27 protein-coding genes are annotated in these 25,573 nt (G+C 43.7%); 20 read left to right on the top strand and 7 right to left on the bottom strand.

What is annotated here, in order from left to right:
* The first annotated feature begins 24 nt into the window (after nt 1–24).
* Genes rpe through trpC form a run of 5 tightly spaced genes read left to right on the top strand, consistent with a single transcriptional unit; the run spans nt 25 to nt 4,663 of the window.
* Nucleotides 25–750, top strand: coding sequence for a ribulose-phosphate 3-epimerase (gene rpe / locus ICN31_RS09870; protein ID WP_216261047.1), 726 nt, complete (start codon nt 25–27; stop codon nt 748–750).
* Complete coding sequence (gene trpE / locus ICN31_RS09865; RefSeq protein ID WP_216261045.1) at nt 750–2,255, top strand: anthranilate synthase component I; 1,506 nt, start codon at nt 750–752, stop codon at nt 2,253–2,255. The genes rpe and trpE overlap by 1 nt, the downstream gene beginning before the upstream one ends.
* Entirely contained in the window at nt 2,239–2,805 is a 567-nt protein-coding gene (locus ICN31_RS09860) for an aminodeoxychorismate/anthranilate synthase component II (RefSeq protein ID WP_216261043.1), read from the top strand. The genes trpE and ICN31_RS09860 overlap by 17 nt, the downstream gene beginning before the upstream one ends.
* Before the next feature lie 14 nt (nt 2,806–2,819).
* On the top strand, nt 2,820–3,854 hold the full coding sequence (gene trpD, locus ICN31_RS09855) for an anthranilate phosphoribosyltransferase (RefSeq protein WP_216261041.1): 1,035 nt from the start codon (nt 2,820–2,822) through the stop codon (nt 3,852–3,854).
* A 5-nt stretch (nt 3,855–3,859) separates the two neighbouring features.
* On the top strand, nt 3,860–4,663 hold the full coding sequence (gene trpC, locus ICN31_RS09850; RefSeq protein WP_216261039.1) for an indole-3-glycerol phosphate synthase TrpC: 804 nt from the start codon (nt 3,860–3,862) through the stop codon (nt 4,661–4,663).
* On the opposite strand, the gene ICN31_RS09845 is transcribed toward trpC, so the two are convergent.
* Nucleotides 4,644–5,213, bottom strand: coding sequence for a hypothetical protein (locus ICN31_RS09845; RefSeq protein ID WP_216261037.1), 570 nt, complete (start codon nt 5,211–5,213; stop codon nt 4,644–4,646). The two genes, trpC and ICN31_RS09845, sit on opposite strands and share 20 nt — an antisense overlap.
* 118 nt (nt 5,214–5,331) lie before the next feature.
* Between ICN31_RS09845 and ICN31_RS09840 the strand changes: the two genes are divergently transcribed.
* A complete protein-coding gene (locus ICN31_RS09840; RefSeq protein ID WP_216261035.1) occupies nt 5,332–5,682 on the top strand; it encodes a hypothetical protein in 351 nt (116 codons plus the stop codon).
* A gap of 72 nt (nt 5,683–5,754) precedes the next feature.
* Here the strand turns inward: ICN31_RS09840 and ychF are convergent, their stop codons facing one another.
* Entirely contained in the window at nt 5,755–6,849 is a 1,095-nt protein-coding gene (gene ychF, locus ICN31_RS09835; RefSeq protein ID WP_216261033.1) for a redox-regulated ATPase YchF, read from the bottom strand.
* Between the two features lie 40 nt (nt 6,850–6,889).
* Here ychF and ICN31_RS09830 point away from each other — a divergent pair, with 40 nt between their 5' ends.
* From ICN31_RS09830 to ICN31_RS09815, 4 genes are read left to right on the top strand one after another with little or no spacing between them, the layout of a single operon-like run.
* Entirely contained in the window at nt 6,890–8,164 is a 1,275-nt protein-coding gene (locus ICN31_RS09830; protein WP_216261031.1) for an FAD-dependent monooxygenase, read from the top strand.
* Complete coding sequence (locus ICN31_RS09825; protein WP_216261029.1) at nt 8,157–8,873, top strand: DsbC family protein; 717 nt, start codon at nt 8,157–8,159, stop codon at nt 8,871–8,873. Before ICN31_RS09830 ends, ICN31_RS09825 begins: the two co-directional genes overlap by 8 nt.
* Nucleotides 8,874–8,878: 5 nt before the next feature.
* Nucleotides 8,879–10,660 carry a M61 family metallopeptidase gene (locus ICN31_RS09820; RefSeq protein ID WP_216261027.1) on the top strand — a complete coding sequence of 594 codons (1,782 nt, stop codon included), beginning with the start codon at nt 8,879–8,881 and terminating at the stop codon, nt 10,658–10,660.
* Nucleotides 10,661–10,682: 22 nt separating this feature from the next.
* Complete coding sequence (locus ICN31_RS09815; RefSeq protein WP_216261025.1) at nt 10,683–11,438, top strand: uracil-DNA glycosylase; 756 nt, start codon at nt 10,683–10,685, stop codon at nt 11,436–11,438.
* Here ICN31_RS09815 and ICN31_RS09810 read toward each other — a convergent pair.
* Nucleotides 11,427–11,726, bottom strand: coding sequence for a hypothetical protein (locus ICN31_RS09810; protein ID WP_255530999.1), 300 nt, complete (start codon nt 11,724–11,726; stop codon nt 11,427–11,429). The two genes, ICN31_RS09815 and ICN31_RS09810, sit on opposite strands and share 12 nt — an antisense overlap.
* 1 nt (nt 11,727) lies before the next feature.
* Between ICN31_RS09810 and hemA the strand changes: the two genes are divergently transcribed.
* The 6 genes from hemA to rmuC all read left to right on the top strand — a co-directional run bounded on the left by hemA (nt 11,728) and on the right by rmuC (nt 19,074).
* Entirely contained in the window at nt 11,728–13,044 is a 1,317-nt protein-coding gene (gene hemA, locus ICN31_RS09805) for a glutamyl-tRNA reductase (protein ID WP_088525696.1), read from the top strand.
* Nucleotides 13,045–14,124 carry a peptide chain release factor 1 gene (gene prfA / locus ICN31_RS09800; RefSeq protein WP_216261024.1) on the top strand — a complete coding sequence of 360 codons (1,080 nt, stop codon included), beginning with the start codon at nt 13,045–13,047 and terminating at the stop codon, nt 14,122–14,124. It begins immediately after the preceding gene.
* Nucleotides 14,125–14,132: 8 nt separating this feature from the next.
* Nucleotides 14,133–14,993 (top strand): peptide chain release factor N(5)-glutamine methyltransferase, encoded by an 861-nt coding sequence (gene prmC / locus ICN31_RS09795; protein ID WP_216261023.1) that lies wholly within the window; start codon nt 14,133–14,135, stop codon nt 14,991–14,993.
* Nucleotides 14,994–14,996: 3 nt separating this feature from the next.
* Nucleotides 14,997–17,390, top strand: coding sequence for a tetratricopeptide repeat protein (locus ICN31_RS09790; RefSeq protein ID WP_216261022.1), 2,394 nt, complete (start codon nt 14,997–14,999; stop codon nt 17,388–17,390).
* An 83-nt stretch (nt 17,391–17,473) separates the two neighbouring features.
* The gene (gene grxD, locus ICN31_RS09785) at nt 17,474–17,782 is read left to right on the top strand and encodes a Grx4 family monothiol glutaredoxin (protein ID WP_216261021.1); all 309 of its coding nucleotides are present in this window, start codon (nt 17,474–17,476) and stop codon (nt 17,780–17,782) included.
* Between the two features lie 17 nt (nt 17,783–17,799).
* Nucleotides 17,800–19,074 (top strand): DNA recombination protein RmuC, encoded by a 1,275-nt coding sequence (gene rmuC, locus ICN31_RS09780; protein ID WP_216261020.1) that lies wholly within the window; start codon nt 17,800–17,802, stop codon nt 19,072–19,074.
* 82 nt (nt 19,075–19,156) lie between these two features.
* Here the strand turns inward: rmuC and ICN31_RS09775 are convergent, their stop codons facing one another.
* Nucleotides 19,157–19,741, bottom strand: coding sequence for a phasin family protein (locus ICN31_RS09775; RefSeq protein WP_216261019.1), 585 nt, complete (start codon nt 19,739–19,741; stop codon nt 19,157–19,159).
* A gap of 174 nt (nt 19,742–19,915) precedes the next feature.
* On the opposite strand from ICN31_RS09775, the gene ICN31_RS09770 reads away from it, so the two are divergent.
* Nucleotides 19,916–21,262 (top strand): MFS transporter, encoded by a 1,347-nt coding sequence (locus ICN31_RS09770; protein ID WP_216261018.1) that lies wholly within the window; start codon nt 19,916–19,918, stop codon nt 21,260–21,262.
* 17 nt (nt 21,263–21,279) lie between these two features.
* Nucleotides 21,280–21,864 (top strand): 2OG-Fe(II) oxygenase, encoded by a 585-nt coding sequence (locus tag ICN31_RS09765; RefSeq protein WP_216261017.1) that lies wholly within the window; start codon nt 21,280–21,282, stop codon nt 21,862–21,864.
* Nucleotides 21,865–21,874: 10 nt separating this feature from the next.
* Here ICN31_RS09765 and ICN31_RS09760 read toward each other — a convergent pair whose 3' ends face one another.
* Both ICN31_RS09760 and ICN31_RS09755 read right to left on the bottom strand, forming a co-directional pair.
* Complete coding sequence (locus ICN31_RS09760; RefSeq protein ID WP_216261015.1) at nt 21,875–22,777, bottom strand: glycosyltransferase family 47 protein; 903 nt, start codon at nt 22,775–22,777, stop codon at nt 21,875–21,877.
* Entirely contained in the window at nt 22,777–23,454 is a 678-nt protein-coding gene (locus ICN31_RS09755) for a hypothetical protein (RefSeq protein ID WP_216261013.1), read from the bottom strand. The genes ICN31_RS09760 and ICN31_RS09755 overlap by 1 nt, the downstream gene beginning before the upstream one ends.
* 115 nt (nt 23,455–23,569) lie before the next feature.
* Between ICN31_RS09755 and ICN31_RS09750 the strand changes: the two genes are divergently transcribed.
* Entirely contained in the window at nt 23,570–24,385 is an 816-nt protein-coding gene (locus ICN31_RS09750) for a DUF5672 family protein (protein ID WP_216261010.1), read from the top strand.
* A 12-nt stretch (nt 24,386–24,397) separates the two neighbouring features.
* A complete protein-coding gene (locus ICN31_RS09745; RefSeq protein WP_216261008.1) occupies nt 24,398–24,748 on the top strand; it encodes a hypothetical protein in 351 nt (116 codons plus the stop codon).
* Nucleotides 24,749–24,755: 7 nt separating this feature from the next.
* Here the strand turns inward: ICN31_RS09745 and ICN31_RS09740 are convergent, their stop codons facing one another.
* Nucleotides 24,756–25,547, bottom strand: coding sequence for a hypothetical protein (locus tag ICN31_RS09740; protein ID WP_216261007.1), 792 nt, complete (start codon nt 25,545–25,547; stop codon nt 24,756–24,758).
* Nucleotides 25,548–25,573 lie beyond the last annotated feature (26 nt).

Genomic DNA, 25,573 nt, shown 5'->3' with positions numbered 1-25,573 from the left:
CCAACTGCAAGCTAGAATCTAGGGATGGAAAGCCAAAAATTACCTACAAATGGTCAATTCGTCATTGCCCCCTCGATTCTGTCGGCTGACTTTGCCTGCCTAGGCAAGGAAGTTCAAGATGTTCTGGTGGCGGGCGCCGATTGGATTCACTTTGACGTGATGGACAACCACTATGTTCCTAACCTCACAATTGGCCCACTAGTTTGTGAGGCTATTCGCCCGCATACCATCAAAAATGGCAAGCCTGCAATGATCGATGTTCACTTAATGGTTGAACCTGTAGATCGCATCGTGCCCGATTTTGCAAAAGCTGGTGCAAATTTAATTAGCTTTCATCCTGAGGCAAGTCCTCATGTTAATCGCACGCTCAATTTAATTCGTGATCAAGGTTGTCAAGCAGGTCTTGTATTGAATCCTGCAACACCACTCGATCATCTGGACCACACCTTAGAATTACTCGACTTAGTTCTGCTCATGTCAGTCAATCCAGGCTTTGGCGGTCAATCCTTTATTCCAAGTACGCTTGAGAAGATTAAGCAAGTACGCGCACGCTTAGATCGCTATGAAGCTCAAACAGGTCGCCATATTCGTCTCGAAGTAGATGGTGGAATCAAGGTTGACAACATTGCACAAGTTGCACAAGCCGGTGCAGATACCTTTGTCGCTGGCTCAGCTATTTTTGGAAAAGAAAATTACACACAAGTGATTGAGGCAATGCGTACTGAATTAGGAAGGACTGGAAAGTCCTAATGCAGCAGGAAGAATTTAACGCCCTAGCAAAACAGGGTTTCAATCGCATTCCCCTTGTGAAAGAGGTACTTGCTGATTTAGAAACACCGCTATCGCTCTACGTCAAACTCAGTCAAGCGTTTGGCAAGAAAAATACTTACCTACTAGAATCTGTATTGGGTGGTGAGCGCTTTGGCCGCTTCTCCTTTATTGGCTTGCCTGCCAAGACAATTGTTAGAACGGTTGGGACCCCAACTTCACCGGTGAATGAAGTGCTCACTGACGGAAAAGTAGTTGAGAGCAATACCGATAATCCACTGGATTTTGTAGATGCTTATTTCAAACGCTTTAAGGTTGCTGTCCAACCAGGTCTTCCTCGTTTTTGTGGCGGTCTTGCTGGCTACTTCGGTTATGACACCGTTCGGTATATTGAGTCACGTCTAGCTAAACATGCTTTACCAGATGAACTCGGTGTGCCTGATATTCAGCTCATGCTTACTGAAGAGTTAGCAGTGATTGATAACGTTGCAGGAAAAATTTATTTCATCGTCTATGCAGATCCCAGCATTCCCGATGGCTTTGAGAAAGCGCATAACCGCTTACAAGAATTACTCACTTGCTTAGGCAAGCCAGCGAATATGCCAGCATCATTGCCAAGCACAAAGACAGATTTAATTCGCAAGTTCAAGGCTGCAGATTTTGAAGCGGCAGTTCGTAAAACTAAAGAATATATTTTGGCTGGTGACTGCATGCAGGTTGTAATTGGCCAACGCATTAGCAAACCATTTACTGAATCGCCTCTGGCGCTCTACAGAGCCCTGCGTTCCTTAAACCCATCGCCTTATATGTATTTCTATGACTTTGGCGATATGCAAATTGTGGGCTCTTCCCCAGAAATCCTGGTTCGCCAGGAAAAACGCGCTGCAGAAAAAATTGTGACGATTCGCCCTCTTGCCGGTACCCGTCCGCGCGGTGCTAACCCAGAGGAAGATGAGCGTTTAGCAAAAGAGCTACTTGCAGACCCTAAAGAAATCGCTGAGCACGTCATGCTAATTGACCTGGCTCGTAATGACGTTGGCAGAATCGCTAAGACAGGATCTGTAAAAGTCACTGACTCTATGTCGATTGAGAAGTATTCCCATGTGCAACACATTGTGAGCTCTGTAGAGGGCGATCTTCTAGATAATATGAGCAATATGGATGTTTTACGAGCAACTTTCCCTGCAGGCACCCTCTCTGGCGCACCTAAAATTCGTGCCATGGAAATTATTGACGAGATGGAAATTGTGAAACGCGGTGTTTATGGTGGCGCAGTAGGATATCTTTCTTTCTCTGGCGATATGGATGTAGCTATTGCTATTCGTACTGGTGTGATTCGTAATGGCATGCTGCATTCCCAAGCGGGTGCCGGTGTTGTTGCTGATTCTGACCCCACTGCTGAATGGAAAGAAACCGAAGCTAAGGCACGTGCAGTATTAACAGCCGCAGAATTAGTGCAAGGAGGACTCGATGCTCCTCATGATTGATAACTACGATTCTTTTACTTACAACCTTGTGCAATATTTTGCAGAACTTGGTGAAGAGGTCAAAGTATTTCGGAATGATGAAATCGCGGTAGAGGATATTGCGAAGCTAAACCCTGCTCGCATTTGTATTTCTCCTGGACCCTGCAGCCCTGCAGAAGCTGGTATCTCAGTGGCGACAATCAAACGCTATGCTGGGCAGATTCCAATTCTCGGCGTATGTCTTGGCCATCAAGCCATCGGCGAGGCTTTTGGAGGCAAGGTGATTCGCGCCCAGAAGGTGATGCATGGTAAGACCGATCTCATTCACCACACTAGTGTGGGTGTATTTAAAAACTTGCCAGATCCATTTAAAGTTACCCGCTATCACTCACTCGCTATCGAAAAAAGCTCCTTACCCGCAGCGCTAGAAGTAACAGCTACATCTTCTGATGGAGAAATCATGGGTGTTCGTCATCGTGAGCTCGCAGTAGAGGGAGTGCAATTTCATCCTGAATCTATCCTTTCTGAGCATGGTCATGCCCTGCTGAAGAATTTCTTACTTAATAAGTAACTCAGAAATTAGATATGAGCGCTACGTCAATTACCCCACAAGAAGCCCTACAACGTTGCATTGAACATCGTGAACTCTTTCATGATGAAATGACTGCGATGATGCGACTCATCATGAACGGGGAAATGTCGCCAGAGTTAGTCGCTGGACTATTGGTAGCTCTACGCACCAAAAAAGAAACCGTTGGGGAAATCGCTGCAGCAGCACAAGTGATGCGTGAATTTGCAACTACCGTTCATGTAGATGATCGCGCCCATTTAGTGGATGTTGTCGGTACAGGTGGCGATGGAGCGCATACCTTCAATATTTCAACTGCAGCGATGTTTGTTGCTGCAGCTGCTGGAGCAAAAATTGCTAAGCATGGTAATCGTAGTGTGAGCAGTAAGTCTGGCAGTGCTGATGTGCTCGAAGCATTAGGCGTAAATCTAGGACTTTCTGCAGAGCGGGTTGCTAAATGCATCTCAACTGTAGGTGCTGGCTTTATGTTTGCCCCAAATCATCACCCTGCCATGAAAAATGTCGTACCCATTCGCAAACAATTAGGTGTGCGAACTATTTTCAATATTTTAGGGCCACTGACTAATCCTGCTGATGCCAAACGCATCTTGATGGGCGTGTTTCACCCTGATCTGGTCGGTATTCAGGCTCATGTATTGCAAGCCTTAGGTATGGAACATGCGCTTGTGGTCTATGGTCGCGATGGTCTTGATGAGATTTCTCTCGAAGGTCCTACTCTTGTAGGCGAACTTAAAGATGGTGTTGTGCGCGAATATGAAATTCATCCAAAAGACTTTGGACTCAATACCGCTCTCACGAATAGCTTTAAGGTGGCTAATGCAGAAGAGTCAAAACAAATCGTATTGGACGTGATCGACAACAAGTCAGGCGCCGCAAGTGATATTGTTTGCCTGAATGCTGGTGCTACGCTCTATGTTGCTGGTGTATCCAAGGACATAGCCTCCGGCTTAGTAACGGCTAAAGCAGCAATTGCATCCGGGGCTGCACGTCAGAAGTTAGACGCATTTGTTGCCGCAACCCAATCCAAATAAAACCCATGAGCGATATTCTCGACAAAATTGTTGCGACCAAGAAGATTGAGATTGCACATAACCTCAAAAAAATCTCTCTTGGAAATCAGCGCGAGATTGCAGAATCAAATAATCAGGATGTCCTTCTAAAGCCACGTGGTTTTATTAGGGCTATTGAAAACAAAATTTCTGCTGGCAAAGCTGGTGTCATTGCCGAAATCAAAAAGGCAAGTCCGAGTAAGGGCGTTCTCCGAGAAAATTTTCAGCCCGCAGAAATCGCTCAGTCTTATGAAAAGCATGGCGCTGCCTGTTTATCAGTTCTTACTGATATCGACTATTTTCAAGGCTGCAATGCTTACCTTCAAGAAGCTAGGGCTGCATGCAGCATTCCCGTGCTCCGCAAAGATTTCACGATAGATCCATATCAAATCTATGAAGCTCGTGCAATCGGCGCAGATGCGATCCTCTTAATTGTGGCTTGCCTAGAGCTTAATCAAATGAAAGAGCTTGAGGCCTGCGCTCATGAGCTAGGCCTAGACGTTTTAGTGGAGGTTCACAATGCTCCCGAGCTAGAGCAGGCCTTAGAACTTAAAACACCCTTACTTGGCATCAATAATCGCAATCTCAAGACCTTTGAAGTCACACTACAAACAACACTATCTCTCTTGCCCATGGTGCCTAAGGACAAAATTTTAGTAACAGAGTCTGGAATATTGGGTATTGCCGATGTACAACTCATGCGCGACAATCAAATCAATGCGTTCTTGGTTGGCGAAACATTTATGAGAGCTACTGATCCTGGGGCAGCCCTTAGAGAACTTTTTGCCTAGCCTTCTTCAACATATCTAAGCTGTACTTGATTAGAGAAATTAGCAGTAATGAACCAAGTACGTCCCCAATAAACATTACAGAGGCGTGGTTTATTCCGCCTGCATTCTCTAGCGCCATAGTAGAAAACCACCACTGATGTAATCCAGCACTGAGTAATGCATAGATCAAAATACAAATCACTAGCTTTCGAAAATTGAGATCGCTTAGATCAGGCGACAAGCGAACGTTCTGAATCACAAAAACTCTTGCTACGTAGGGGGCAAATCCAGATACCAATCCAATACCAATACAAATTAGGAGGTCGCGAGGAAAGTCGCCATAGTAGCTAATTAAAAAAGAAGCTAGAGAAATTCCAATGGCGCCTGGAAGTCCAAAAATCAAGGTTAAAAATAAACGCAGACCTGCTGGCAAATAAATCCAATTAACGCCCAGACTAAATACCAGTTCGCTTGTTAACCAATTATTTACGTAGAAAAGAAATGTGTACGATAGCGCACTAATTACAAGCGCAAAGGTGACTTCAGAAAGCGTTCCCAGTTGTTTACTCATTACATTTATTATGAATGCTTTCGATAACGAGAGCCGCTTGAGAAAATCAAGCCAAGGGTATACACTAATACTAGCTCTATAGCTAATAACAATTCACCGCACAACATATCCCTAAATAATGGCCACCACAAAGTCCCCTTCTTACATCCGATTTTTGAATTTGCTCGATGCTTTAGATCGACTCAATCCTGGCAAGAAACTAGACTCTATTGAAGAAAGCTTACTAGACAAGATTGTTCAGTGTGCTAATTTAAAAGAGTCTGTACTGGTTGGTGATTTAATTTCGCTCGCGGAGCTCGGCTCTCAAGCCACATTGCATGGTCGCCTGAAGAATCTGAGTGCGATGGGCTATATCAAGATGGCCTCAAATACTGATGGCCGTAAAAAAGAATTGTTACCAACAAAGTTGGCAATCAAGCGCTATGAAGAAATCTCTAAATGCCTAGAAAAGGCGGCTAAGACTGCTTAAGCTCCTTACTCGCTAATAAAAAAGCCCTTAGAACAAGGGCTTTTTTATTGTGTCGCAAAACAGATTACTGCTCTAGACATTGAACAAGAAGTTCAATACATCTCCATCCTTAACGACATATTCTTTACCTTCGGCGCGCATCTTGCCAGCCTCTTTAGCGCCGGCTTCACCCTTAAACTGAATGAAGTCATCGTAGGCAATAGTTTGTGCGCGAATAAAGCCTCGCTCAAAATCTGTATGAATAACGCCTGCTGCTTGTGGCGCAGTATCACCTTGGTGAATGGTCCACGCGCGCACTTCTTTAACACCAGCAGTGAAGTAAGTTTGTAAACCGAGTAATGAGTAGCCTGCACGGATTACGCGATCTAAGCCAGGTTCTTCCATACCTAAATCAGATAAGAACTCTGTTTTATCAGCGTCATCAAGATCGGCGATCTCAGCTTCAATTGCTGCGCAAACAGCAACTACTGGAGCTTTTTCTTTGGCAGCATGCTGCTTTACTGCATCAAGATGAGGGTTATTTGTAAAACCATCTTCTTTTACATTAGCAACGTACATTGCTGGTTTAGCGGTGATTAAGCACAATGGCTTAATTAGTAGTAATTCTTCTTCACTTAAGTTAAGGCTACGCACTGGCAGTGCAGAATCGAGATGGGCTAGCACCTTAGTTAGAACAGCAACTAAAGCTGCTGCTTCTTTATCGTTGCCTGACTTCGCAGCCTTACTAGAGCGATTCAGTGTTTTCTCAACGGTTGCCAAATCAGATAAAGCCAATTCAGTATCGATCACGCCAATATCAGCGATGGGATCAATCTTGCCGGCAACGTGAATCACATTGGGATCTTCAAAGCAACGGACGACATGGGTAATAGCGTCGGTTTCCCGAATATTGGCTAAAAATTGATTGCCCAGACCTTCACCCTTGGAGGCACCAGCAACCAAGCCGGCAATATCGACAAACTCGACGGCAGCAGGCAGGATGCGCTCAGGCGTCACAATCTGCGCTAGGGCAGCTAGACGATGGTCAGGCACCTCAACCACCCCTACATTGGGCTCAATCGTGCAGAAAGGATAGTTTTCCGCCGCGATCCCAGCCTTGGTAAGCGCGTTAAAGAGGGTAGATTTGCCGACATTAGGCAGGCCGACGATGCCACATTTCAAAGACATAAGCATATTGTAAAGGGGCGCGATTCGATATCATCGAGTTATGTCAGAAGTTCATCTCAGCACCCCGCCCAAAACCCCTGTGCAATCCGCCAAAATTCGCTCCACAGACGTGGTCGTTGTTGGTGGAGGCATTGCTGGCAAGGCTTGCGCGCTTGGTCTAGCGCAGTTAGGCCTTAATACCATTGAGATTGCCCCCGATCTGGGTCAGACGGTACCGACCCCAGAAGGACTGCAATGGGGTCAACGAATCTACGCCTTTTCTCCAAGCACCCAAAAACTATTGGCCCATTTACAAATTTGGGATGCGCTTGATCACAGCCGAATGCAGTCAGTTCGGGATATGCGGATTTATGGTGACCGGGGTGAAAAACATGATCAACTTCATCTTTCTGCATTTGAGGCGGGCGTCCCTCAATTGGCCTGGATTGGTGAATCGAATTTAATTGAGCACACACTCGATCAAGCTTCTCGCTTTCAAAATAAACTAGAGCGTGTTATCGATGTCATTGAGAAGATCGAGGTTGATGCAAATGGCGGCACGCTACACCTAAAAAATGGTGGCGCTATTCGAGCACAAATCATTATTGCTGCTGATGGAGCAAATTCTCCCATTCGATCCGAACTTGGTATTGCAGCGAGCGAAGAGAGTTACTCGCAAAACGCCGTAGTTGCTAACTGGACTTGCACATACCCACATCTTGAAACAGCCTTTCAATGGTTCTTGCCTGGCGGCGATATTGTGGCGATGTTGCCTTTACCTGGCAAGCAAGTATCAATGGTGTGGTCTACATCAGCTGAACATGCTGCAGATTTATTAAAACTGAATCAAGCCCAATGGCAAGATCGATTTGCCTCGATTGCGAATGGCGCCATTGGAAAACAATTGGGTGAGCTCACTCTCAACTCGACCCCGGCGGCATTTCCATTACGAAAGATTCAGGCGAAACGTTTTATTGGCCCTGAATCAACACCGAAAGTTGTCCTCATTGGCGACGCAGCCCATGTCATGCACCCTTTGGCTGGGCAAGGATTGAACTTGGGCTTACGCGATGTTGCCGTACTACTCAATATCCTTGGTAAACGTGAATCCTTCCGCTCACCAGGTGATACGGTCTTACTGCGTCGCTACGAGCGTCAACGCCAAGGTGATACTAGTGTACTTTTGTGGGTCACCGACAAACTCAAGAAATTATTTTCTGCTAGCAGCAATACAGAACGACAACTTCGTAACTGGGGGCTTGGACTAGTTAACAAAAGCCACTTTATTAAACAACGCCTGATTGAGCGCGCTTTAGGGGACATTGATTTTGAATAAATTACTATCTGCAGTAGTTCTTATCTACATTACCCTTCTCTTCCCTAGTCTTGCTAATGCGCAAGCTGAGCAGCAGATTAAAGCGGAGATCCAAAAAAAGCTCGGGCCAAATGTAAAAGTAAAGAGCGTATCAGCAACACCAGTCACAGGTTTGTATGAAGTGTTGGTTGGTAATGAAATTTTTTATACAGATGCCTCTGGAAAATATTTAATTCAAGGGGAGATTATTGAATTAGCGAGCGGTAAAAATATTACCGAGCAAAGGCAAACTGATTTAAATCGCATTAAGTGGACCGACTTAAACCAAGCCAATGCTATTAAGACGGTGCGCGGTAATGGCAGCCGTCAGCTAGCGGTATTTTCAGATCCTAATTGCGGCTACTGTAAGCGCTTAGAAAAATCTCTACAGCAATTAGATAACGTCACTGTTTATACCTACCTCATTCCTATTTTGGGCGCTGACTCACTACAAAAATCAAAACAAATTTTGTGCTCTGCAGATCCCTATAAGGCCTATATCGACTGGATGATTAACGGGACCGCTCCCAGTGGAAAAACTGATTGCAACACTCCACTGGATAAGAACACTGCGTTTGCAAAAACCTACGGCATCACTGGTACACCTACTCTTTTCTTCACCGATGGTAGTCGCTTCCCTGGCGCGGTTCAGATTACTGATATTGAAAAGAAATTTAGTACCTTGAAATAAATATCATGAATACAGCAGATCTACCAGCAATTCAATATACCGTATGGCCTGCAGACCTTCATGGCCATCGCTATCGGGTGAAATTACATATTGCAAAGCCAAATCCTGAGGGGCAAGTATTGCAGATGCCGGCATGGATCCCGGGAAGTTATTTGATTCGTGACTTTAGTAAACAGATTGAATCGCTTGAGGCTTATTTAATTGGCGCTAAGAAGAAAATTTCCTTAGAGAGGATTGATAACGATCATTGGCGCTTACCAAAAGTTAATGGCGCTGTTGAGATAGTAACAACGGTATACGCCTTTGATTCCTCTGTGCGCGCTGCCTATCTCGATACAGAGCGTGGTTTCTTCAACGCAAGCAGCTTATGCCTTGCTGTGAAAGATCAAGAAAATTTACCTTGCTCGCTTGCGATTGCAGCACCAGAGCGTAGCTTTACAGATCAATGGTCAGTGCAAACTGGTTTAAGAGCCGCAAAAACAGATAGTCGTGGATTTGGTTTCTATCTTGCACAAAATTATGATGACCTACTTGACCAACCAGTTGCCATGGGTGAGTTTCAGATCATTCGCTGGAAATCTAATGGCGTTCCACATAGCATGGCCATCCAGGGATGTATTAATCCGGTTGATACAAAACGCCTTACACAAGATTTACAAGCAATTTGTACTTCCACAATTAATCTCTTTGAGCCGAAAACTAAACGTGCTCCTTTTGCAAACTATCTCTTCCTAGTAAATACAATGCTCAATGGCTATGGTGGACTTGAGCATCGTAATAGCACAGTACTAGTATCTCGTCGGGATCAGATTCCACAACAAGATATGCCACTAGATGAGTCTGCATATCGCGAGTTCTTGGGCTTGTGTAGTCACGAATATTTTCATGCGTGGTTAGTAAAGCGGATTCAGCCAAAAGCATTCCAACCCTATGACCTCAATAAACGCAATCACACTCGTTTACTCTGGCTATTCGAAGGCTTTACGAGTTATTACGATGATCTCCAGCTTTTCCGAAGCAAACGCATCGATCTCAAAACGTATCTAGGCCTCATCTCCACGAATTGGAATGGTATCCTGCGTGGGCCAGGAAGAAATAAGCAAAGCCTAGCGGATAGCTCATTTGATGCCTGGACCAAGTATTACCAAGCAGATGAAAATACCCCTAATGCTGTAGTGAGTTACTACGGTAAGGGCGCCTTACTGGCGCTAGGATTGGATTTACAAATTCGTGCATTCTCAAAACACCAAAAATCCTTAGATGACCTCATGCGTCTGATCTGGCAAAAGCATGGTGCCACGCTAGATGGTATTGCCGAGGATGGGCTCGACGATTTGATTTCTGAATTACTCGGATCTGGTTTTTCCAAAACTTGGAATGAAATCAAATCACGTTATATTTTTGGCACTGAGGATATCCCCATTCAAAAATGGATTGCCTCTAAATTGGTTTTGGTTAGGCCAAAATCTCAGACCAAATTGGAGAAAATTAAACTTCGGCTTGGTATGCGCCATACCGATAGCAATGGATGGCTAAAAGTAAGCCATGTCTTAGATGGGGGTGTAGCTCAATTAGCAGGCCTTGCACCTGGCGACCTTCTTGCTAGCATCAATGGTCAACGCCTTACTAGTGCTCGCCTAGATAAGATTCTTGCTAGCCTTGCGGAAGGGCAAAGTATTCACTTTTGCTTCTATCGTGATGATTTAGAGCATGAGCGGATAGCAAGCTTGCATGCTAGTCAATTGCCGATGCAGTTTGAGCTCATTGCTAATAACGCAAACCTGTAATACAGATCTATTCTTTCGCTAGATGCCCGCCTTCTCTAAAGACGACATTCCAATAGATTGGCAAGATTTACTAGGTAACTATTTTGATTCTAGCGACTGGATCAATTTAGCGAGTAATTTACAAGTAGCTCTTGATGTTGATCCTACAATGATCCGACCAGAGCCAAGTCAGTTCTTTAGGGCGCTCAAGCTAACCCCCGTTGACTCAGTAAAGGTCGTGATACTCGGTCAAGACCCTTATCACTCTCCAGGCCTTGCTCAGGGCTTAGCATTTTCAATTCCAGAGAACATCCCTACCAACTCGCGCGCATTTCCTAGCTCACTACGCAACATTAGCAAAGCACTTGCTCTGGAAGGGTTTGGTCAGCTGCCTAACGGTGACCTCCATACCTGGGCAGAACAGGGAGTGCTACTTCTCAATACAGCACTGAGCGTCAGATTAGGTGAAGCAGGAAGTCATAGCAATTTGGGTTGGAAAAGTTTGATTGATCGACTGATTTCGGGTTTAGCTTTGCACAGGTCCCATTTGGTTTGGATGCTCTGGGGTGGCCACGCACAATCTAAGCTAGACTTCATTGAATCGGGTATCGATCAACTGATTCTGCAATCCTCACATCCATCCGGTTTAGGTGTTTATAAAACCGATAAGCCTTTCTTAGAGCCTGGAGCAAAAGCCAGTTGTAGTCATTTCACTAAAGCAAATGCATGGCTAAAACAGCACGGCAAGGAAGAGGTGATTTGGGTGAGTGCCGCGCCCCAGACAGCCCTATTTAGCTAAAGCTGTAAAAATACAGCCTGCTAGGCAAGAGGCAAAAATGGCACTCAACCACTCTAGCATCTGCCCAGACTGAAAGAACCCAAAGTATTGTCCAAGATAGGAGCTAGCAAGGGCGGTTGTAAAGCCCAAAAATGCTGCTAGTAGAAGCTTTATCGGCCCTGGGCCATTGGATTTGCCAGGATAAAAAATCCAGGCAGAAGCCCCAGAAATACCCCCAATCACTAGAAAAGCTAAAAACCCCATTGATACCCCCATTAATGCTGTCATCAAATCTATAATCACCATCATTATGAAGTTGTTGACACTCGGCATCAATCATCACACAGCGCCGGTCGCTATTCGGGAAAAGGTCGCCTTTGCCCCAGAATTTCTTCAAGAAGCGTTGCATGATCTACGCCAACATTTGCTTGGTGCGAATCAGGCTGGCCTGCCCGAGGCTACGATTTTATCAACCTGTAACCGCACCGAGGTGTACTGTGCGGCAAATGATGCTAGCGCTGCTGGCCTTTTGCATGAAGCGACTTTTGATTGGCTCGCTAAAACCCAACAACTAGCACCAAGTAGCCTCCAGCCCCATATCTATTCCTTACCTCAATCTGATGCCGTGCGACACGCCTTCAGAGTTGCCTGTGGCTTAGATTCGATGGTGATTGGCGAAACCCAAATTTTAGGGCAAATGAAAGATGCGGTTCGCACTGCAAATGATGCGGGTGTTTTGGGAACCTATCTCAACCAACTCTTTCAGAAAACATTTGCTGTTGCCAAAGAAGTACGTGGCTCCACTGAAATTGGTGCACATTCAATTTCAATGGCTGCTGCATCTGTTCGTCTTACAGAACGTATCTTTGAAAAGATTTCTGATCAGCGCGTTTTATTTATTGGCGCTGGTGACATGATAAGTTTATGCGCTACGCACTTTGTTGCACGTAAACCTAAAAATGTGGTGATTGCCAACCGTACCATTGAACGCGGTCAAGAATTAGCAGATGCTATTTCTGCGCAAGATATACAAGCCGAGTCTCTCAAACTCTCAGAGCTTCCCGGCCGCCTGCATGAATTCGACATCATTGTTTCTAGTACCGCCTCATCCCTACCCATCATCGGCCTAGGCATGGTCGAGAGCGCCATCAAACAGCGCCGCCATAAGCCAATGGTGATGATTGATCTTGCAGTTCCCCGCGATTTTGAGCCAGAGATTTCAAGACTAGCTGACGTATACCTTTATACGGTAGATGATCTTGGTGTCATGATTCAGACTGGCGTTAATTTACGCCAAGCTGCAGTGAGTCAAGCTGAGGCGATTATTGAAGATCGTGTTGGCAATTTTATGCATTGGATGCATGGACGAGATTCTGTTCCCATCATTCAGGATATTCAATTACAAGGTGAGCGCTTAAGACAGTTGGAATTAGAGCGTGCCATGAAACGCTTAGGGCGTGGTGATGACCCCCAAGAGATTCTGAATGCGATGGCTCAAGGTCTAACGAATAAATTCTTGCATGGCTCTCTGCATGCATTGCAACACTCTAACGGCGCTGAGCGTGACGCGCTAATTAAACTCTTACCCAAACTATTCGCTACACACACTAAGCCAGAAGACCATTAGATGAAGCCCAGCATGCGGGCTAAGCTAGAACATCTAGACACGCGCTTAGCCGAACTCAATTCCCTCTTAACTTCCGAAGAAGCAACCAAAGATATGGATGCCTATAGGAAACTCACGCGCGAACATTCTGATATTGCTACGGTTGTTGAGCAATTTGGTCTTTATAAGCAGGCTGAAGAGGATGCCCAAGCTGCCGAAGAGATGCGCAGGGATCCCGATATGAAGGATTTTGCCGACGAGGAACAAAAACAGGCTTTAGCGACCATGGAAGAACTTGCAGGGACACTGCAAAAACTCTTGCTACCTAAAGACGAGAACGATGAACGTAACGTCTTCCTAGAAATTAGAGCGGGCACTGGCGGTGATGAAAGTGCGCTCTTTGCGGGCGACTTATTACGGATGTATACCCGTTTTGCTGAACGTCAGGGCTGGAAAGTGGAAGTTGTGAACGCAGCTGAATCAGATTTAGGGGGTTATAAAGAGGTTGTCCTGCGTCTTGTAGGGCAATCTGTTTACTCTCGCCTGAAGTTTGAATCTGGTGGCCACCGCGTGCAACGTGTGCCCCAGACGGAAACTCAGGGACGTATTCATACATCAGCCTGTACTGTAGCGGTGATGCCAGAGGCTGATGAATTACAGGCGGTCAAAATTAATCCTGCTGAATTACGAATCGATACTTTCCGCGCCTCTGGTGCTGGTGGTCAACATATTAATAAGACTGACTCTGCAGTCCGTATTACGCATTTACCCACTGGCACCGTTGTCGAATGTCAAGATGATCGCAGCCAGCACCGCAATCGCGAACAAGCAATGAAAGTACTCGTATCACGAATTATGGATGCCCGTGAACGTGAGAAACATCAACTCGAAGCGCAAACTAGAAAATCCCTGATAGGCTCTGGCGATCGTAGTGATCGTATTCGTACCTATAACTTTCCGCAGGGACGAATTACCGATCACCGTATTAACCTGACGCTCTATAAGATCGATGCCATGATGGATGGTGACATTGATGATCTGTGCAATGCACTAGCCTCTGAACATCAAGCTGAGTTACTGGCCGCCTTAGGCGATAGCTAAAATAAATCATGGGTCAAGATTTGAGTCTGCGCTCTTTATTGAGTGCTACATTACTTCCCTCTAATGAAGCTCGAATCCTTCTGGCTCATTTACTAGATAAGCACTACCAACTTCCTCGCTCCGCTCTACTAGCGCATGATGATATGGAGCTTAATGAGCAAGCATTAGAGGATTGGAGAGCCCTTGAATCAAAAAGGCTTCAAGGCGAGCCGATCGCCTACCTCATTGGCAAACGAGGTTTTTACAGCATTGAATTACAGGTTGCGCCAGGCGTTTTGATACCCCGCCCCGAAACTGAACTGTTAGTTGATATTGGTCTTCGTGAAATTCAGCGCATTACAAAAGAAACTGAGGCAGCTCAAGTTCTTGACCTAGGAACGGGGTCTGGAGCGATTGCACTGGCCATTGCACATGAAGCCCCAAGTGCAATAGTTACCGCAACAGATCAGTCCTCCGAGGCCCTAGAAATTGCTAAATCTAATGCCAAGCATTTGGGCCTTGAATCTCGCGTGCAGTTTATGCAAGGGAATTGGTACGAAGCCTTGGGGGGTAATGCGCTGTTTGATGTCATCTTAAGTAATCCTCCTTATATCGCCCATCAAGATCCTCACCTAACTCAGGGCGATCTGCGCTTTGAACCGATTTCAGCGCTGACCGATCATGGGAATGGATTAACTTGCCTGGAAACGATCATTCAAGGGGCCGTAAATCATTTAAAACCCATGGGCCTTATTGCGGTTGAGCATGGCTTTGATCAATCCCAACAAGTGAGTAGACTGATGTCAAATGAAGGTTTATTAAATATAAATCACGCTGTAGACTTATCAGGACATATTAGAGTTACCTTTGCCAGAAAAGCTAGTTCATAAATCATGACTTCCAGTATCCAAACTCTAGTAAAAAAAGGTATAGAGTTTCTGAAAAATGGCAACCTTAGTGAGGCCAAAATAGCTTTGGTAGATGCAATAGCTATTGAACCAAATAACTTCGATGCATTGCTAAATCTAGCCTTAACATATGCCCATAGCGGCTTGCTTCAAGATGCCAAACAACTCTTTCTTAAGGCTAGCTTAGTCAATCCTCAAAATCCTGAGCCACAGTACAACTTAGGGATTATTTATTCATTAGAAAAAAATAGCTTAGCAGCAGTTGAAGCTTACAAGAATGCAATCCATATAAATTCAACGCATATTGAGGCATACACTAATTTAAGTGAACTTCTAATTCAGCTTGAGCGTAATGAAGAGGCGTTAGAAGCAGCAAATCAAGCAGCTCAACTAAGCTCCTCCTATGCAGAAACTTGGATCAACCAAGGAAAGGCATTGGCAAACCTAAAAAGAAATGAAGAAGCCCTTGGTGCGTTCAAAAAAGCCCTTGAACTGAAGCCGACGCATGCAGAAGGTATGCTTCTATTGGCCGAAACGCTAGATGAACTTGGACAAGAGCAAGAATCATTAAACCAATATGATCGATTAATTAATCAATTTCCACAACATTGCGGAGCCCTCTCAAATAAAGGAATTATTTATCATCGTCTAAAGCGTTACGAAGAGGCTCTGGAAATATATGCCCAAGCTCTACGTGTGGAGCCAAATAATGCAGCAATATTGACGAATCAAGGTGCAACGCTTAATGAATTAAAGCGATATAAGGAGGCGCTAGATGCCCATGAGCGATCAATAGGAATTAACCCATTAATTCCTGTGTCCTGGCTGAACTTGGGGGTTGTTTTACAAAATCTCAAGCGCTTCGATAAGGCCTTAGCTGCTCACGAGCAAGCCCTAAAAATACTCCCAAATTATGCAGAAGCTCTCATTAATAAAGGGAGTGTTTTAACAGAGCTCAAGCGCTATGAAGAAGCCCTGAATACTTTTACGCATCTTCTGAAAATTACTCCAAATGAAAAAGGCATCTTAGCGCAAATAATGCACCTAAAAATGAGATTATGCGAGTGGAGTAATTATGAAGAATACTATTTGAACTTATTGGAAGCCTGCACTAAAGGTGAGGATACCTGTCAGCCTTTTATTTCATTTAGCCTCTTTGAGGAATCTGCTTTACAAAAAAGCCTTGCTGAAGCATGGTCAAGAAAAAATACCTCTTCAGACTCTACTCTGCCAAAATTTTCTGGGGGAAAGCGTACAGGGAAAATTCGGATTGGCTACTATTCTCCAGACTTTAAAAATCATCCGGTCTCATATTTAATTGCTGAATTAATTGAGCTACATGATAGAAATAGATTTGAGGTAATTGGATTTTCTTTTGGTTCCGATGATTTGAATCTAATGCAAGATAGGCTACGTAACTCATTCGATCAATTTATAGACGTAAAAAATAGATCAGATATAGAAATTGCAAGTCTCTCCAGGGAGATGGGAATCGATATTGCAATCGATTTATGTGGTCATACGCATGAAAGTCGCAGCGGTATCTTTTCTCATCGCGCCGCGCCAGTTCAGGTAAGTTACTTAGGTCACCCAGGCACTATGGGGTCTCACTATATTGATTACATCATTGCAGACCCTATTCTGATTCCAGCCTCTAATGCTGCTCATTACACTGAAAAATTAATTCATCTTCCCTACTCTTTTCAAATTAATGATCGTAAAAGAGCAATTGCAACTCATAAACTCAGTAAAAAAGACTTTGGATTACCGGAGAGCGGCACAATTTATTGCTGCTTCAACAACAATTTTAAAATTACGCCGAAGGTTTTTCGATCCTGGATGAAAATCCTTGCTAGTGTAGACAACAGTGTCCTATGGCTACTCAAGGACACGCCTGCTGTAGTTGAAAATCTAAGTAAAGAATGCATGAAATCGGGTGTTGATCCTTCGCGCATCATCTTTGCAGAAAGAATTCCAGCAGAACTTTATCTTGCGAGATATCGATTTGCAGATCTCTTTTTAGATACCTGTCCATTTAACGGTGGCGCAACTGCAAGCGATGCCTTATGGGCTGGCTTGCCAATTATTACTAAATTAGGCGATGCCTATGCCGGCAGAATGGCTTCGAGTCTGTTGCAAGCTATTGGCTTACCAGAACTAGTAACCAGTACAGAAAAAGAATATATTGAGCTTGCACAAGCTCTTGGACGAGACCCTTCTAGATTGGCAAGCATTAAAGCAAAACTTGCACATAACAAATTAAGCGCGCCCCTATTTAATACGCCTTTAAATGTTAAATACATAGAAACAGCTTTTGAGAAAACGATGGAACGTTATTTAAATAATCAAATCCCTGATCACATTACAATTACCGCATAATTTTCTTTAACACCAGCAGCACTAACCAACACAAAAAATGAACTACTGAGGTATCATTTATTGATTACATTTAAAGGATTTTTATGGACTCTCAAGCTCAAATCAAAGAAATTGTTACTAGCCATCCCGTTGTGCTCTTTATGAAGGGAACTGCACAGTTTCCTCAGTGTGGATTTTCTGGCAATGCTATCAATATTTTGCGCGCAAGCGGTGTCGAAACACTCCACACCGTTAACGTCTTAGAGGATGCTGGAATTCGTCAAGGTATTAAAGAATATGCCAACTGGCCAACCATCCCCCAACTCTATATCAACGGTGAGTTTATTGGTGGCTCAGACATCATGAGTGAAATGTTTGAGTCTGGTGAGCTTCAAAAACTAATCAAAGCTTAATTACTCCTATTAGCGCAGTGACTTTTGATCTAAGCTCGCCTCTACTATTTGGCCTGCCATTTGCTTTGTGTGCAGGCCTTTTAGTTTATGCGCTAAATTTACGCTCTGCCCTATCGCGTACTGAGCAACAAAGCCAGACAGAAGCAGCGCTTGCAGTTGCTCTGCGTACTGAGCGAGATCATGCACTTCAGAGCGCCATACGCCTTGAAGCAGAGTTAGATTCTGAGCGCAAGCAAGGCCTTGGAAGGGTTGAATCTCTCAATGAAGCTAAAGAGGCTTTAACAAACCAGTTTAAGAATTTAGCCAACGAGATTTTGGAAGATAAATCGAAGCGCTTTACTGAGCAAAATGCTGCTAGCTTAGATGCACTGCTTAAGCCGCTACAAACTAAACTCACTGAGTTTAAAGAGCAAGTCAACACCTCTTATGGCAATGAGGCACGCGAACGCTTTGCCCTCAAAAGTGAAATTGAACGCTTAGCCAACCTCAATCTACGAATGTCTGATGAAACACGCTCCTTAACGCAAGCACTTAAGGGCGATTCAAAAGTGCAAGGTAATTGGGGAGAGCTGGTTCTAGAATCCATCCTAGAATCCTCTGGGCTGCGTAAGGGTGAAGAGTATTTAGTCCAAGATAGCCATACTCAATCGGATGGGTCGCGCCTACAGCCCGACGTTGTGATCAAGCTTCCCGAAGGCAGAAGCCTAGTAGTAGATAGCAAGGTATCCATTACTGCTTATGCAAGACATGCCCAAACAACCGATCCAGTCGAAGCGGAACAAGAGCTGGGAGCCCATATCCAATCTCTTCGCCAGCATATACAAGGCTTATCTGGAAAGAACTACAGCTCCTTATATGGCGTTGGCTCTGTCGACTTTGTTTTGATGTTTGTGCCCATTGAGCCAGCATTCTTATTGGCGCTGAAGACCGCGCCCAATCTCTACCAAGAAGCGTTAGCCAAAAATATCGTGTTAGTTTGCCCAAGCACATTGATGGCTACCTTAAGAACTGTTGCCCATCTTTGGAGACAGGATCAGCAAAATCGTAATGCCCTTGAGATCGCCAAACAGTGTGGCAATCTCTATGACAAGTTTGTGGGATTTGTGGAGGACCTAGAAAAACTAGGTCAACGTTTAGATCAAGCGCAATCCAGTTATCACGATGCTTTTAATAAATTGAAATCTGGCAAAGGCAATCTCATTCGCTCTGCTGAAAAAGTTCGTGAGCTTGGAATCAAGCCTAGCAAAAATTTATCTACGCCATTGATCGAATCTTCCACAGATTCTGAATAACTCAGCATCAATAAAAAACCCCGCCTAGTTCACACCAAGCGGGGTCTTATTTAAAACGCGTTTCTGAAATTAGATCTACTAATTAAGCAGACTTTCGCGCACGTGATGCAGGTGCAGCGGATTTTTTAACTTGAGCAATTTGACCTTGAATAGCTTCGATCGCTTGATCGGCAGTTTTTTCTGCGGTCACAAAAGCTTCTTTGCTAGCAGAGCGGAACTGCTCAAAACCTTGCAATGCACTACCGTATGTAGTCTTTAAAGATGAGATAAACGCCTCAGAGCCTGCTGGTGCATTAGCAGTAACAGTATTGATCCAATCTTGAAAGCCATCTTGTAACTGGTCAATGCTCGCATCAACTACATTTACAAATTCTTTATTGCCATCACGCAATACTTTGCTTACTTTCTTTTGGTACGCAGCAGTTTGGCTACCGGCAGCTTGCAATGCTTCAGCACTCAAAAGTTCAGTAACTTGTTTTGGGTCCTTAGCCGTTAAAACTTGCTGAATGCCATTTTGAGTATTTTCTAAAGCATCTTTTGAAGCAGCGTAATTTAACTCAGCTAATTTCTGAGCATTTTCTAGGGCAGCTTCGCTCAAAGAAAATGTGGCCTCAAGGCTTTTGCTGTTAATTTGGGACAATTGAGCGGTGATTTGATCTTGGTTCATGTATTTCTCCATAATTTAAGTGGTACAACTAATTCATTAAGTGCGGGATTGAGAGATTGAAAGGCTTCAAACGCCCTAAATATTGCACTGCACCATAGAACTGTAACTGAACAAATATGACAAATCAAGAACTTTTTGCTGCTCTGCAACATATATATTTAAAAACGAACTAAATTGAATAAAATCAATACCTTAGAAAAAAATAAAGAGGCTCATTCCTATCGAAAAGTGGCTTTTGCTGCCTGCTTTGGGACCTTTTTAGAGTGGTATGACTTTTTAACTTTTGCCACTTTGGCAGTTGTTTTCGGCCCCCTATTCTTCCCTTCCAGCGATCCAGGGGCAAGCTTACTGGCAAGCCTGGCAACTTTTGGAGTTGGGATGGTAGTGCGCCCTATCGGTTCAGCCATATTTGGCTCTATGGGCGACCATATTGGCCGTAAGCCCGTCTTTATGATCACGATTGCCCTTATGGGTCTAGCCACTGTCTGCGTTGGCTTTTTACCTACCTATGCCGATATAGGTATTTGGGCGCCCATTCTCCTAGTTACCTTACGTCTACTCCAAGGCTTATCCGCAGGCGGAGAGATTGGGGGAAGTGCTGTATTCCTAGCTGAGCATGCTGGTGATGGATTCAGAGGCTTTAAAACCAGCTTCTTACAGCTGATGGGCCCACTAGGAATTCTGTTTTCCACCCTTCAGATTGCCTTGTTGAGAAATTACTTAAGTCAGGAGGAATTTATCTCATGGGGTTGGAGAGTGCCATTTTGGATCTCACTTCCACTACTGATGATTGCATTTGTTATCCGCAAATCTTTAAAAGAAACGCCAGTATTTGTTGGGCTATCAAAACAAAACCAAAAAGTAGAGTCACAGCTTGTCAATAACTTTAAGAGTGCAGAAATTCGTAAAAGAATGTTTTTGTTATTTTTCTGCGTCTCATCAAGTGGGGCAATCTTATTTTTCTGTGTTCAAGTGTATACAGCCATTTTTTTAAAAACCAGCGTCAATCTCCCTCCAGAAATCGTCGATCAACTATGTATTTACTCGACGATTGCTCTTTTGCCCTTAACTGTTTTTGCAGGATGGTTATCTGACAAGATTGGTCGAAAACCTGTAGTCACTAGCGGACTGATATTGGGCGCCCTATTAATGCATGGCGCTTTTGAACAATTACAGAGCCTAGGAAATTCCTATCTAGAAAATAACAGCCTCATTACGCTACTATTCATTGCAGGTATTCTAGTAAGCCTCTCTTTGATATTGGCTTTGGTAGTCGGACCACAAACAGCTTTACTTGCAGAGCTATTCCCAGCAAGAAATAGAAATAGTGCAGCAACCTTACCGCACAATCTTGCAGCAGGGTGGATTGGAGGACTTCTTCCACTAATAGTTACCTGGCTAAATCAGCAACTAGGGAACAGTCTTGCAGGATTATGGTATCCAGTCATTTTTCTCAGTATTGCCGCCATTCTTGCTATCTACTTATTGCCTGAAACAGCCCATAAAAACCTCAATCAATAGATGCTAATATTCTCATCATGAAAGCTCCAGAAAATATCCATGTCATTGAAGATGTCGTCTCGAAAGAGTTGCAGGATGAGCTCGAGAAAAAATTACTCAGCAACCAGTTTCCGCTTTATCTCAATACAAAATCAGTCTATGTAGATGATCAAACGGGCTTTTGGGACAAAAATACTAAAGAATCTGTCAGGCTCAATCACTGTTTTGTGACTGAAGGAAAGTTAGCATCAAATGAATGGGGTCTTATTGAATCTCTAGCGCTAGCCATCGTCAGTAAAATTGGTGTTCCACCAAAAATGTCCAGCTGTAAGCTGAATGTTAATTTTCCTGTAGTCGAGTTTTCAGAGAAAAATTACTATCCCCCTCATTTCGATACAACTGATAAGGGGATTGTTGCAATTTATTACGTCAATGACTCTGATGGAGATACGCTTTTTATGACCAATGAAAAAGTAGATGAGCAATACCCCGTCATTTATTCATTTACCCCTAAAAAAGGAACGTTGGTTTACTTTCCTGAGAGCCAGCTCCACGCCAACAAGCCGCCTCGGGCAACCCCAGCAAGATGTGTCATCAACTTTAATTTCTTGCAGGGCTTCTAAATAGTAAATATCACAATTGCTTAATGCTATCCGATATACGGCCGGCAATTGCTTGTTTATAGCGAGTCCACCAATCAATACAATTAGCTTGCAGTTTTATGATCTCAGCAGGATTGGTGCTCAGTGTGCTTTTCATTTGCACAAGATAAGAGGGTAATTGCTCCCAAGAATCGATCATTGGAAAAGGTACGGGGCCGATTGCAGCTAGGGCATTTTCTGAAACCAGGAAGTCATGTTTTAAAGAAATAGGAATTGCTCCAACCTCCAATGCGTCGTAAAGACGAATCGTTTCAGGCGAATTACCAGCAGGGCATGGTGCAAAAATACTGTCCTCCAAAATTGCGGAATATAGACCTACGTTATAGCCGCCAGCAAAACCATTGGAGGGCATAACAAATAAATTCTCACCACACAAAGCCGCAGCTTTTGCAAAGCTTTCACGTTCGCCCTGATAGGACGCTGCATTATTAATCCAGCCCAAGAATGCTGCGACAGCTTGTCGTTGATCTGCCTGCTTCAGGGCACTAGCCGAACGTGGTCCCACTCCAGTTCTAAAACCATTAGGGGCCCAAAGTACTTTTGGCGCTCCAGCAACTGTAGATACGATGTGGGAAAAGTAATAATTTCTGATTACTAAATCACAGGCTGAATACAGTGCAATATTTTTGTCTGCTCGCTCATCACCCATATGGAACAAAATAACTTTATTGCCAGCAGTCTTGAGCGCCTGAATTAATCCAGGATTAATTTCACCCAGCTCCAAATAGACTACTCTAGAGTTTCTGATTTTTTCCGGATCAAAGCCTGGGTTATAAGGTGCGCCACCTAATAGGTCATTCTGAATAAACCACGTCTCGAGAGCAGCGTTTAAGGTATCAGGTGTGGCAACTATCTGCAATGAAGTCATACTCATTAGCCGCCGTGATATTGAATGATGGAATCTTTACTCTGATAGTAGGCAGTCATCTCATCAAAGAAAGGTGGTGGATCTGAATAGTCATGCCACACCTTGATTGGACCAAAAAAACTACGGTGCCACATAGGTCTAAAGTTCCAATTTAAGGGCAGGATAAAAGGATTGAAACCCGTATTTTCAATGGCCAATGCAAATGAGCCCTGATCGTTTGCAGGCATTGTATAAACCCCCTGCTGTCCAACTCCAAGAATAGAGGAATCTACTGTATTAGCTAATTTTTTCCACTCTTCAAAAACATCAGCTGACTTCTTGGTAAAGAAGATAACGCCTGTGTTGTATTCAATTTCATCACCCTTAAATAGATTTGGGTAACGACGACCCCAGGGAGCCTCACATATGGATAGGGCTAAGCCAAACTGCTTGGCTTTTTCAAACCCAAAGCTCAGATCCCCCATAACAACCGTATCCAGATCTAAGAACAGGGTTTCGTCGAAAGGCGATAAATCCATCATGGCAGCTTTTTTATTCAAACTACTGGGATCCCCGCTGGGCGCATCTACCTTGATAATTTCATGGGGTAAATCTGGATGATGCTTTTTGACTGAATTTTTGAGTCGGTCAATGGGTAGCTTTGCTTCATCGCCCCAGTAGATTGAAATAATTCCTCTAGACATGTCGTACCCAAATCGTTAAAGATAATTTTGTTAAATAAACTGATATTTTGGATTGTAGAGGAACTGCCCGGCTGTTTGTTGGTTAAACTGCTATCAACAACACTTCAGTAGACCCATGAAAAAACTAGCGGCTGTCATTATTGATACCTACCCAAATAAGCATTTGGCAGTGGTTGCAATTCATATGGCCTTACGCCTGCCAAATATCGGGAAAATATATACTTTCTCGGATGAACCATTCTTTGATGGCGCTGAATTTATCGAGGTGCCAAAGCTTTCTAGCAACAATGATTATGGCACCATCATCTTTAATATGCTGCCCAAGCATGTAAGCGAAGAGCATTTTTTTATCATTCAGTGGGATGGCTTCCCTATACTCCCAGAAAATTGGAATGATGAGTTTTTAAAGTATGACTATATTGGTGCTCCATTAGGTGGCTGGGTAGGTAATGGCGGCTTTAGCCTTCGATCGCAAAAGCTATTACAAGCAATTAATACCTTAGGAATTGGGATTGATCCCAGCAATCCAGACGATCAACCCGAGGACGCAATCATCTGCACTAAATTTAGAAGTCTGCTTGAATCACAAGGTATTCAATTTGCACCTCTGGAGGTTGCTGAAAATTTTTCTTTTCAGGCTGGGGCGATTAAACCTGACATATTAGGGTTTCATAGTGCGGACAACCTACCTTTTTTTATTCCAGAATCTGAGCTTGTAAAAGTGGCAGACCAAATTATTGAACGAATTCCGCAGCCATTAATGATGCTGCGCTACCTGCAAGTCTGCATTCAGGAAGGCTATCACCAACTGTTTTCAACAAGTGTTAGAAACTACAAAACAAAGCTAAATTTAATGAAAGCGATAGATTTTGAGCTAAAGCAGAATCCCAGTAGCCCACTAAAAGGCTTAATTGAAAAAATCAACTTGTAGGATCATTACTTTATGTTTTTAACCGCATTTATCAGCATAGTTATTTTTGTAGTGCTTGCACTGCCTATTAAAAATTGGCTTGAAATCAAAGGTGCCGAGAAAAAAGATGTAGCTTGGTCTGCTTGGCTCAAAAATAAGCCATCGAGGGAAGAGTTTTGCAAAATGCACAATCAAGATATTAAAAATCCTGAATGTGACTTTTGTGGAGGGAAGAGAATTATTCCTAGCCTTGAAATGGTTATTGTGTATAAACCTAAATTTGGACTAATCAATAATTCATTTGAAAAATACTCTTACTTCAAAAGCCATATTTGCTCACAATGCAGTAGCGAGCTGTTTAGGGAGCGCTACGAAGACCAGTGAGCCGGGTTTACAGTCCCGATGGTCTAACTACACCATCTTGAGTAAGCACTAATTGATAGCCTGTAATATTTGGATCGAAATTAAGCTCTTCAATTACGCTCATTAATAGATAGGAGTGAATCCGCTCCAAGCAGAATGCAATGATTCGCTGATTATATCCATCATATTTTTTAGCACCCGCCTCCAAATATGCTTTTGTTAGCTGTTCCAGAATTCTCATATGCTTAATGAATCGGTCGGCAGGAAAAACCCCGACTGAAGGTGCTGTAATCATGTGGGATGAAGAAAGCAAATTCACGACATCACCTCCATCAAGTACGCCAATATCCATTGCCAAAGCAAGCATTCTTAAATACTCCTGCAAGGGGTGTGAAAGTTGAAAATGGTTTAATTGACTGCCGTTATGAATGATGACAGGTGTGCCGATAAGCCATGAGCCTGACTTTGGCAAAATAATTGAAGGGTCCTGTCTTTCGGCTTCTTCAGGTGTTACTGCAAAGGTGTGCGATTGATTTAAATTGGTAGGCGCACCCATCTTTTGAGAGGACAAGAGTCGGCGATAATGCTCGACAATGACGACTCCAAACTTTTCCTGGCTTTCCTCCAAATATCTTCTTAAGCCAAAAAGGTAGTGATACTCGCCAATCTCCCTATCGTCAACACCTGGATAAATTGAAAAGTTCGGCAAGGTTAAAAATTGATCGCCCTTGTCCTGATAGGTAACTTGCTTAAATTTCCCCCAAAAACTAAATAAAGGAGATTTATGTCCAATCACCACCGGGAGGGCAAGTAAACTCATAAACTAGAATAGTACAAATAATTGAA

Source organism: Polynucleobacter sp. UB-Piko-W3 (genome assembly GCF_018881635.1).
Taxonomy (GTDB): Bacteria; Pseudomonadota; Gammaproteobacteria; order Burkholderiales; family Burkholderiaceae; genus Polynucleobacter.
The sequence above is the reverse complement of the archived record's forward strand: the minus strand, read 5'-3'. Positions and strand labels throughout refer to the sequence as shown.